This window comes from Frankia nepalensis (assembly GCF_016786325.1).
Classification (GTDB): domain Bacteria; phylum Actinomycetota; class Actinomycetes; order Frankiales; family Frankiaceae; genus Pseudofrankia; species Pseudofrankia nepalensis.
Map to the genome: position 1 here is coordinate 6,406 of NZ_JADWYU010000181.1, position 10,805 is coordinate 17,210.

Annotated in this window: 5 protein-coding genes; 3 read left to right on the top strand and 2 right to left on the bottom strand. The window is 73.5% G+C overall.

Annotated elements, in window-relative coordinates; translation table 11 throughout:
* Nucleotides 1-80 precede the first annotated feature (80 nt).
* Nucleotides 81-2,294, bottom strand: coding sequence for an MMPL family transporter (locus I6A81_RS27430; protein ID WP_203007080.1), 2,214 nt, complete (start codon nt 2,292-2,294; stop codon nt 81-83).
* 1,347 nt (nt 2,295-3,641) lie between these two features.
* Here I6A81_RS27430 and I6A81_RS27435 point away from each other — a divergent pair.
* Both I6A81_RS27435 and I6A81_RS27440 read left to right on the top strand, forming a co-directional pair.
* Nucleotides 3,642-5,273, top strand: a complete 1,632-nt coding sequence (locus I6A81_RS27435; RefSeq protein WP_238430823.1) for a GGDEF domain-containing protein — start codon at nt 3,642-3,644, stop codon at nt 5,271-5,273.
* 777 nt (nt 5,274-6,050) lie between these two features.
* Nucleotides 6,051-7,121, top strand: coding sequence for a glycosyltransferase family protein (locus tag I6A81_RS27440; RefSeq protein ID WP_203007078.1), 1,071 nt, complete (start codon nt 6,051-6,053; stop codon nt 7,119-7,121).
* A gap of 312 nt (nt 7,122-7,433) precedes the next feature.
* Here I6A81_RS27440 and I6A81_RS27445 read toward each other — a convergent pair whose 3' ends face one another.
* Nucleotides 7,434-8,237, bottom strand: a complete 804-nt coding sequence (locus I6A81_RS27445) for a TetR/AcrR family transcriptional regulator (protein WP_238430822.1) — start codon at nt 8,235-8,237, stop codon at nt 7,434-7,436.
* 200 nt (nt 8,238-8,437) lie between these two features.
* On the opposite strand from I6A81_RS27445, the gene I6A81_RS27450 reads away from it, so the two are divergent.
* Nucleotides 8,438-10,747, top strand: a complete 2,310-nt coding sequence (locus I6A81_RS27450; protein WP_203007076.1) for an MMPL family transporter — start codon at nt 8,438-8,440, stop codon at nt 10,745-10,747.
* Nucleotides 10,748-10,805: the final 58 nt, after the last annotated feature.

The following is a 10,805-nucleotide window of genomic DNA, read 5'->3' on the forward strand; positions in this document are numbered from 1 at the left end:
CCGCCCGGGGGCGGGCCCCGCGCCCCGCCGGGGGGCGCGGGCCAGGCCGTCGTGAGAAGGGGCGCGTGCCGGGCCGGGGGTCAGTGGGCGGCCGGGGTCTCCTCCTTGGCCAGTTCGACGCGCGGCGCGGGCAGCGTGACCGTGCCCGCCTTCTCGCCGTGCAGGTCGAGGCGCGGCAGGATCCGGTCGAGCCAGCCCGGCAGCCACCAGTTGGCGCGGCCGAGCAGGGCCATGGTCGCCGGGACCAGCACCATCCGGATGATGGTCATGTCGACCAGGACGGCGACCGCCATTCCCAGGCCGATCATCTTGACGGTGACGTCCGGGTCCAGCGCGAAGCCGGCGAAGACGGCGATCATGATGAGGCCGGCGCTGGTGATGACCCGGCCGGTCTTCGCCAGCCCGCGCACCACGCTGCCGCGGGCGTCGCCGGTGGCCAGCCAGTCCTCGCGGATCCGGGAGAGCAGGAACACCTCGTAGTCCATGCTCAGCCCGAACAGCACGGCGAACATCAGCAGCGGCAGCCAGCTCGACATCGGCACCGCGTGCGGCAGGCCGAGCAGCTCGGCGCCCCAGCCCCACTGGAAGACCGCGACGATCACGCCGTAGGCGGCGGCGATCGAGAGCATGTTCATCACCGCGGCCTTCAGCGCGACCAGCGGCGAGCGGAAGACCACCAGCAGGAGCAGCAGCGAGACGCCGACGACGAAGCCGACGACCTGCCACAGCTGGCCGGCGAGCAGGGCGGAGATGTCGGTGAACGCGGCGGTCCAGCCGGTGATCTCGGCGCCGTCGGGCAGCACGTCGGCGCGCAGGTGGCGGACCAGCGCGGAGGCCTTCGGGTCACTCGGGCCGACCGTGGGCTCGGCGACGATCAGCGCGGTCGACCCGTCCGACGAGATGACCGGCTCGGCGACGGTCGCGACGTCCGGGGCCGAACGGATGGCCTCGGCCAGCGGGCCGAGCTCCGCCTTCGGCAGGGTGCGCAGGTCGGCGGCGACCAGCAGCGGGGCGTTGGCGCCCGCGCCGAACTCGGCCGCGATCAGGTCGTAGGCGCGCCGCTGCGTCGTCGACGTCGACTGGCTGCCGGCGTCCTGCGGCCAGGTGCGCATGTCGAGCACGGGAGCGGCCAGGGCGAGCAGCACGACGAGCGCGCCCAGCGCCCAGGGCAGCGGCCGGCGGCCCACCCGCGCGGCCCAGCGCGCGGTCAGCCGCTGGTCCGGCTGAGCCTGGGCGGCCTGGGCGGCCTGGGCGCCGGAAGCGGGCGCGGTGGCGGCGTCGCTGGCCTCGGCCATGGCCCGGCGGGCCTTCTTCCCGAGCAGCCGGTGCCCGGCCAGCCCGCACAGCGCCGGTACCAGCGTGAGCGACGTCGCGACCACCGCCACGACGACCACGGCGGTGGTGAAGCCGGTCGTGGAGTAGGACTTGAGCTCGACGAGGCGCAGGCCCATCAACGCCAGCACGACGGTCGCGCCGGCGAACAGCACCGATGTCCCGGAGGTCGCGGTCGCGTTGGCCGCGGCCTCGCGCACCGGCAGGCCCGCGCGCAGGCCCTCGAGGTGGCGGGTGACGAGCAGCAGGGCGTAGTCGATGCCGACGCCGAGGCCGACCATGGTGCCGATCGTCGGGGCGATCGTGCTGACCTCGCTGACCGCGGCGATCAGGGTGACGCCGGCGGACCCGATGCCGAGCCCGATCAGCGCGACGGCGAGCGGCACACCCGCGGCGACGACCGATCCGAACGCGAGCAGCAGGATGACCAGGGCCGCGGCGATGCCGATCGCCTCGGCCATGCCGTTGATCTCCTGGATGTTCTCGGCGACCTGGCCGCCGAACTCGGCCGTCACGCCCGCCTGGCGGGTCGGGCCGTCCACGGCCGTGACGAGGTTGTCGAGGGCCTCCTTGCCGCCGACGTGCGTGACCGGCCGGTCGTAGTAGACGGTGATCAACGCGGTGTCGCCGTCGGTGGACAGCCGGGGCGGGGCGACCATGGCCACGTACTCGACGCCGCCGAGGTTCCTGGAGACGTCGGTGACCACGGCGTCGTCGAGCCGGCCGTCCGGGTCGTGCAGCACGACGCGCGCGTCGGCGCCGGCGACCTCGGGGAAGCCGGCGCGCAGCTGGTCGGTGGCGCGCTGGGACGCGAGCCCCGGGGTGTCGTAGTTGTCCTGGGGCGTCCCGCCGAACGTGCTGGACAGGCCCAGCGCGAGCACCAGCGCCGCGACCCAGGCGCCGATCACCCGCCAGGGGTGCGCGGCGCAGGCGGCGCCCACTCGGTGCAAGAACCCGGACATCGTCTCCTCGTCTCTTTCCGTGTGCTCCCGGACTACGACGAGCCGGGCGTGTGAACTGTGACGGTTCCGCCCCGTCCAGGGCAGTCGGCGACGCGACGTTCAGCCGGGAGGCCCGCCGGCTGGCTAACGGCGTTAGCCGAAGAATGGCTAACCGTGTTAGCCGGGTCAAGCTGTGGAGCCACCACCGCTGGAGTAGGTGTTGGCTGGCGGGGCCAAGGGGTGCTAGCGCGCAGAACGCGTCCCGGCGGATCGTCCGCCGACCGGGTCGACCGTGAGACGTTTGGTGCCGGTATATTTACCTTCAGTATCAACATCGACCTTCTAAGGCGCCTTCTGACGCTGTTGTGTGACCAAAGGTGATCTGTCGGGCGGCCTGCCGCTCGATCGCGTCGCGGTCCGCGCCCGGACGCGGCGCGTCGGGCGACGCGCTGGCCGCGCTGGTCGAAACCGGGCGGGCGCGGGCCGATCGGCAAGCGCCCGTATCGGCTGCCGCGGGGCCGGCGCGTCGGACGCGGGCTCGCCGCGGGGCCGGCGTCGCGAACGTGACACGCTCGCGGGTGGTCGCGGGGCTGGGCTCCGGCCGTTCGGCGCTCGCCGCGGCGGGCCGGCGGGCGGTTCGCCCGGCGCTTCGCCGGCCCGCGGGCGGGTCGCCGCCGCGGGCGGCGGATGCCAGGTCCGCGGCCGTCGAGGTGGCTCAGGGCGCGCTGCCCGTTGCTGACCGCCCGCCAGCCGGCGCGCTGAGTGTTGGGTTACGGACTGCTGGTCGATTTCCCGATGCCGCGTCCGCGCGTTCAAACAGTGAGTGAGCGCACATACACAAGTTTCGCCCAAGAGGGTCACATGTTCGTTCGTAGGAGCAATACGAAGAGCGACGACTCGGTACGGTTGGGTTGGAAGTGACGGTTTGCCGGCCGACCGACGGGGAGCGGGTCCCGCCGGAGAGAGGCGAACCACGCCGACGCCAGCGCGGGCGTCGCACGCCGATATCGCCGACGCGACCCACGTCGCGGGGGTCGCCGCTGCCAGGGCGCCGTCCTGGGCGACCAACCGCGACCCCACGGGCGGTGCCCAGGCTGGAAGGGGGTGCGATCATCTCTCCGCGCACCTGGCGAGTCCCCCGGCCAGCACGTCCACGGCCGCCGCGCGTCAGCGGGCCGCCGCGCGTCCGCGAGCCGAGGTGGGGAAGGGCTGCGCATGGCCGCGGTCAATGACTTCCGCCGCGCCAACGCGGACCGGCGGCCGGTGAGGGGGCCGTCGCCTCCGGCCGTCGCGTGCCCGCCCGGTGATCGGCCGCCGAGCCCGGTCGGCCTGACGCTGTCCGGGGGCCCGGCTGGGATTCCGGTCGCCATGGCGAGCCTGGCCCGGCCGGCGAGCATGGCGGCCTCCTGGCTCTGGCTGGGGTACCTCGGCGCCGGCGCGATGGTCATCGGCTGTTACTACGCGCTGCCGGGGGAGGGCGGCTGGGTGACCGGTCGCGCGGTCGCCTACTGCGCGACCAGCGCCTCGGCGGCCGTCGCCGTGTTCGTCGGGCTGTACCGGTACCGGCCGCGGCCCTGGCCGCTCTGGGCCCTCATCGGGCTGGCCCAGCTGATCTACGCCTGCGCGGACGCCATCTTCTGCGTCGCCTACTACCCCCAGGCCTCGACGACCTTCCCGGGTGTCCACGACCTGCTGTACCTGGCGCACTACCCGGTCCTGGTGGCCGGCGTGCTGCCGATCGCGCGGCGGCGCGTCCCCGGAGGGGACCTGCCCAGCCTGCTCGACGGCCTGCTGGCGGCGACCGCCGCGGCGACGCTGTCCTACCTGAACCTGATCGAGCCGCGGCTGGACGGCGACCTGTCCACGCTGGTCGCCGTCGGGTATCCGGTCGCCGACCTCGTCCTGTTCGCGATCGCCGTCCGGCTGCTGCTCGGCCTCCGGCGCCGCCCCCCGGCGGTCGCCCTGCTCGCCGCCAGCCTGTTCGCCCTGCTCGCCGCGGACACCGGCTACGCGATCCAGCTGCTCGGGTCCGGCTCCAGCGCCGGCGGCCCGCTGGACGGGATCCGGCTGGCCGGGAACCTGGCCCTGGGCGCGGCGGCGCTGCACCCGACGATGACCCGGGTCGCCGACCCCGCCCCGCACTCCGCCGAGCTTGGCCGCGCCCGCCTCTACGCGCTCTACCTCGTCGGCGTCGTCGCGCCGCTCACGCTCGCCGCGAACGCGGGGAAGGCCGACACGTACATGGAGCTGGTCACCGCCGGAGCGATGGTGGTCACCATGGCCCTGATCATGGCCCGGATGCGGCACGCCGAGGTGCGCCAGCGCTGGCTCGCGAACACCGACGTGCTCACCGGCCTGCGTACCCGGCGCTTCCTGGAGACGAGGCTCGTCCTGGAAGCCGCCCGCGCCCGCCGGGGTGACGCGGTGCTCGCGCTCTTCCTGATCGACGTCGACCACTTCAAGTCGATCAACGATCGTTTCGGGCACCCGGCCGGCGACCGCGCGCTGACCGAGATCGCCCGCCGGCTGCGCGCGGCCGCCCGGTCCGGCGACGTCGTGGCCCGCTACGGCGGCGAGGAGTTCGCGCTGCTCGCCGCCCGCACCGGCCAGGACGACCTGCGCGCCGTGGGCGAACGGCTGCGCGCGACGGTCGCCGCGGCCCCGGTGCCGGTCACCGACGTCACCGCGCTGGCGGTGACGGTGTCGGTCGGCGGCGCCGCCGCTCCCGCGGACGCCGCGAGCCCGGCCGAGCTCGTCGACCGCGCGGACCGTGCCCTCTACGCCGCGAAGACGGCCGGCCGCGACCGCGTCGTCCTGTCCGATCACCCGGCCACCCCCGTCAACTGGCCCCGGCCGCCGGATGGCCCCGACGCGCCGGTGCCGACGACCCGCGGCGGCTCCCGCGCGGCCCGGGATTCCTCCCGGATCCGGGAGGCGGGCGACCTGGAGGGTCCGGGAGCCGATCCGGGAGGCCGTGGCCGCGGCCCGGCCCGTTCCTGAGACCTGGGCCCCCTGAGAGCCCCCTGAGCCCGTGGGCCGAGGTGCCAGGCTTGGGCCGACGCGGGGGGACGGGCGGGGCGGTGAGCGGCGGGTTCCGCGCGGCCGGAGACGCCCGCTCGCGCTCTCGAGCCCGGGGCCGAGGTGTCGGGTAGGCGACACCGGCGACCGGCGAATCGGGTGGGGCGGGGCCGCGCGGCCGGGCGGGCGGGTGCCGGGAGGACATCAGGTGACAGACAGGCGTCGGGTACCCGTCGGGTAGCCGTCACGCGCATCGAACCCACCATGTGCGGGTACGTCCCTCCGGGACGTCGAGCGCCGGGGATGGCAGCCCACCGTGACGAAAGGTGGGCTCTTCGGCGTCCCGGGGCCCGCGGCACGTCGGCCGGGTCCGCCGGTCCGGGCTTCCGGTTGTGAGCGATAAGACCCACGCCGCGTTCGGGTGGGAGGAATGGCCGGAAGCAGATACTTTGACGTTCTCTGACGTCGTACCCGATGACTCGGCGATCCTGGACAACAACAGTCAGGAAGAGAGGAAGAGTTCCGGCCAGCGGGTGGCACCGACCTGCGTCCAGGTGCGTGCCCGGACGCGGACCTTGCCGCGACACGTGACCGGAGCGGGGTGACACGGGTCCGGCGCGACCCGTGTTCGGTGGCCGAGCCCCGCGCACGCGAGGTCACGCGCGCACGCGATGTCACGGTGACAACCGCGAACCACACCCATGGCCGGCCGGAGGGGGATGTTCACACGGCATTCAAGGTCACCTGAGAGGGGAGTCCGTGCACACGCTCGACCCCACCACCCTCGACCTCGACGCGCTCGAGGAAGACAGGCTCGCGAAGGGCATCACGCTGAGCGTGCTGATTCCGGCCCGGGGACCGGAATCAGCGAGCACCCTGGGAAACATGATCGCGCGGATCCGGGATCGATGGATGCGGGACCGGCACGTTCTCGACGAGATCGGCGTGGTCGTCGACCCGACCTCGGACGGTGATGAGCACGGCCTGGTGGAGATCGCCGAGGAGGCGGGAGCCAGCTGGGCCGTCCGTGGCGAGAGCGTGCTCGCGCTGCACGCCGGGCCGGAGGCGCCGGCGTTCGGCGGCAAGGCCGGCGCGATGCGCAGCCTGGCCTTCCTGGCGTTCGGAGACCGGCTGATCTTTCACGACTCCGACCTGGAGAACTACGACCCGATGACGGCCGGCCGGCTCGCCGCCGCGATGACCGCCGACGAGGGTCTGATGTTCGTCAACGGCAGTTCCCCCCGGCTGACCGGTAGCGGCCAGCCCGGTGGGCGCACCACGGAGATGCTGCGCTCCCTCTACGCGAAGCAACTCGGCGGCTACGTCCCGGCCATCACCAGGACGATCCAGCCGTTGATCGGCGAGTTCGCCCTGGACGCCGACGTCTTCGCGGCGCTGGCGTTCTCCAGGGGCTACGGCGTGGAAACGTCGGTGAAGGTGCTGGCCCTGGACATGCTGGCGCCGGAGGAATGCGCCCAGGTGGAACTGCCGATCAAATACCAGGTCGGTCAGCACTACCACGACCTCGTCAAGCAGTTCCACGAGATCAGCTTCACCGTCGACCTTCTGGAGGCGTACTTCCAGCGCAGACGAGTCGACCCGCGCATCACGATCTGGGAGCTCGCGCAGGACTACGGCCTGCTCTTCCCCGGCCGGCAGTTCGCGTTGTGTCGACCTCCCGGCTACGACCAGGTGGACTTCGTGCCGCGGCTCGGCTTCTACCCGCCGTTGGCGAGCTCGCCCGCCTACCGGGCCCGCCTCCCAGAGATCAAGGCGGCGCGCCGGGCGGCCCTCGACGCCCTCGGCCGCAAGATGCGCACCTCCGCCTAGGGCGGTCGGCTCAAGGGCGGTCGGCTCAAGGTCGCCCAGGGGCGACCATCGCCGCTCCGCCTCGGGGCGCTGAGCGCCCCGATCTTCTGGTGCCGGGGCAGGTCTGAGATCGGGGGGTAGGACCTGTCCCGGGCCGGGATCATGGCTGGGTTTCGTTTCAAGGTCGCCCAGGGGCGACCATCGCCGTTCCGCCTCGGGGTGCTGAGCGCCCCGGTCTTCTGGTGCCGGGGCAGGTCTGAGATCTGGGGGTAGGACCTGTCCTGGGCCGGGATCATGGCTGGGTTTCGTTGGGCGCTCCGGCGTTCCAGTGGTTCAGGCCGTCGCTTGGTTGGTCGCGGGCGTCGCGGTCGCGGCGCCCGCGACGACCGGTTCGACGTCCGGGGAGGGGGCCGTGACGGACGCGAAGTCGATCGGGTGCCGGTAGCCGATGCGAACGATGGCATCCAGCATCTGCTGGTCGTAGAGGTCGTCGAAGTCGTCGAAGGTCGGCGGCAGCTGGCCGAACAGCTCCAGGGACAGGAAGCCGTGCAGCTGGGTCCAGACGATCAGGGCGCCGGCGAGGCCCGCGGGTGAGATCGGCGCGCCCTCGTCGACCCCCCAGGCCACCAGCTGGGCCCGCAGGCCCGGCCTGAGCTGCCCATCCAGGTGAGACGGGTCGACGGCGCCGGCGGCGATGCCCTCGATCAGGCAGCGGAACAGCACCCCGGTGGCCCGGTGCATCTCGTCGCCGCACCGGTCCGACTTCTCCAGCTCCAGGGTCCGCGGGCCGAACAGCAGTGTGTACTCCGTCCGATGGGTGTGCGCCCAGCGGCGGTAGGCCCTGGCCAGCAGCAGCCAGCGCCGCGCCCAGTCCGGGTCGTCGGTCGCCGCGGCGTAGGCGGCCTCCAGCGCGTCCGCGAGCGAGCCGAACGCGTCCGCGCACAGCTCGTTGATCAGTACGTCATGGCTGTCGAAGTACCGGTACAGCGCGGACGGCGTCATCCCCATCGCCCTGGCCACGCCGCGCAGCGAGAGCGCGGCGACGCCGCCGTCCGCCACCTGATCGCGGGCGGTCTGCTTGATCTCCGCGATCGTCGCGGCCCGCAGCCGCTCGCGTCGGGGTGCCAGTCGGTTCATCCGCGTCATCTTCCCAGTCCAGGGCAGCCATCGCCCGTGTCCGCCACGAGCCGTGCGTCTGGGCCGGATCGAGGGTGCTCCCCAGGAACGACGTTGTCCAGAGGCAGACGATCAGTCAACGGCCCGCGACAAGTAGCTTGACAGCGTTCTCGATAGCGAACAGTGTTCTCTCTTGAGACTGTAGCTCTCGGGAGGCATCGGTGTTCTCACGTCTCGCCGCCGGAGTCACCGGCCGGCCCCGCGTCGTCCTCACCCTCACATTGATCTTCGTGCTCGGCGCGGCCGTGCTGGGTGTCGGCGCCTTCGGCAAGCTGCTGGACGGGGGCTTCGACGACCCGAAGTCCGACTCGTCCCGGGCGGCGGACATCGTGGAGGACCGTTTCGGCGGCGCCCCCAACCTGGTGCTGCTGGTCACCGCGCGTTCCGGCACCGTCGACGACCCGGCGGTCACCGCCGCCGGCCGGTCGCTGGCCGCCGAGCTGGCCGAGGAGCCTGGAGTGCGGGGCGTCGCGTCCTACTGGACGGGCGCCGGTGAGGTGCTGCGCTCCCGCGACGCGGACGCGGCGCTCGTCGTCGCGACGGTCGACGAGGACCACGCGGACGCCGTCGTGGCGAAGTACGACGCGGACCGCGCCGGCCCGGTCACCGTCCAGCCCGGCGGGTGGGCGGCCGTCAACCGGGACATCGGCGAGCAGGTCACCACCGACCTCGCCACCGCCGAGCTGGTCGCCATCCCGGTGACGCTGGTACTGCTGATCATCGCGTTCGCCGGCGTGGTCGCCGCGGCACTGCCACTCGGCGTCGGGCTCGTCGGCATCCTCGGCGGCTTCGCCGCGCTGTCGGTGATCGCCGAGGCGACCGACGTGTCGATCTTCGCGGTCAACCTGGCCACGGCGCTGGGCCTCGGCCTCGGCATCGACTACGCGCTGCTGATGGTGAGCAGGTTCCGCGAGGAGCTCGCCGCCAGGCGGGACAGGCGCGCCGCCACGGTCGCGACCGTGCGCACCGCCGGGCGCACCATCCTGTTCAGCGGCGCCACGGTCATCGTCGCGCTCGCCGTGATGCTGGTGTTCCCGCCTTTCTTCCTCAAGTCGATGGCGTATGCCGGCATCGCCGTCACGCTGGTCACGATGCTCACGGCGGTGCTCGCGCTGCCGGCCGTCCTGTACCTGCTCGGCGACCGGGTCAACGCCCTGCGGGTGGGCGGCCTGGTCGGCCTGTTCCGCCGGCGCGGGGCCGGGAAGGCCGCCGCCGGTGCCGCCGCGGCCGGGCCGGCCCCCGCCGAGGCGCCCCGGGAGGCCACCGAGTCACCGTTCTGGCGGGCGGTCGCCACCCGGGTGATGCGCCGCCCGCTGCTCACCGGCCTGCCGGTCGTGGCGCTCCTGCTGCTGCTGGCCGCGCCGGTGCTGCACGTCAGCTTCGCCACCCCGGACGACCGGGTCCTCAACCCCGGCAAGCCGAGCCGCGCGGTCGGCGACGTGCTCCGGTCGGACTTCGGCGACAACATCAGCGGCGCGCTCGACGTCGTCGTCACCGGCCAGCCGGCCGCCGAGGCGCTGACCGACTACGCCACCGCCCTGTCCCGGCTCCCCGGCGCCGGCCGGGTCGACAGCGCCGTCGGCGAGTTCCAGGCCGGCGCCAGGACCGCGCCGCCCGGGCCGGCCTCCGCGCGCTTCGCCACCGACGGCGCCACCTACCTGCAGGTGGTCCCCTCCATCGACCCGATGTCGGACGCCGGGCAGGATCTCGCCCGGGCGGCCCGCGCGCTGCCCGTCCCCGCGGGCAGCAGCGTCCTCGTCGGCGGCACGTCGGCCTACCTGGTCGACGGCAAGAGCGCGATCGGTGACCGGCTCCCGCTCGCCATCGGGCTGATCTCGCTCGCGACCTTCGTGCTGCTGTTCCTGTTCACCGGGAGCGTGCTGCTGCCGCTGAAGGCGATCGTGCTCAACGGCCTCGTGCTCGGGGCGGTCGTCGGTGTCTCGGTCTGGATCTTCCAGGACGGCCACCTCGCGGGCCTGCTCGGGTTCACCCCCGGCCCGCTGGACACCTCGATGCCGGTGCTGCTGTTCTGCATCGCGTTCGGGCTGTCGATGGACTACGAGGTCTTCCTGCTCTCCCGGATCAAGGAGGAGCACGACGCCGGCAAGCCGAACGCGGAGGCGGTCGCCACCGGTCTCGCCCGCACCGGCCGGATCGTCACGACCGCGGCGCTGCTGCTCGCGGTCACGTTCGCGGCCTTCGCGACCGGCTCGGTGCGGTTCATGCAGATGTTCGGCCTTGGTACCGCCCTGGCGATCCTGCTGGACGCGAGCCTCGTCCGTGGCGTGCTCGTCCCTGCCTTCATGCGGGTCGCCGGCCGCGCCAACTGGTGGGCCCCCGCTCCGCTGCGCTGGCTGCACGACCGCGTCGGCCTGAGCGAGTCGGCCCCGGTCGCGCCCGCCGTCACCGTCCCGGCCCCTGCCACCGAACCAGCCGGTCTCCCGTCACCGACCACGCCGTCCCGCACCTGACGCCCCAGCCGTCCGGCCGCCCCCCCCCCCGCGGGCGGGCCGGCGCGGGCCCCCCCCC

What these genes read in the sequence shown, in the direction of transcription:
- I6A81_RS27435 (WP_238430823.1), top strand. Translation starts at nt 3,642, where the DNA reads ATGGCGAGCCTGGCCCGGCCGGCGAGCATGGCGGCCTCCTGGCTCTGG.
- I6A81_RS27445 (WP_238430822.1), bottom strand. Translation starts at nt 8,237, where the DNA reads ATGAACCGACTGGCACCCCGACGCGAGCGGCTGCGGGCCGCGACGATC.
- I6A81_RS27430 (WP_203007080.1), bottom strand. Translation starts at nt 2,294, where the DNA reads ATGTCCGGGTTCTTGCACCGAGTGGGCGCCGCCTGCGCCGCGCACCCC.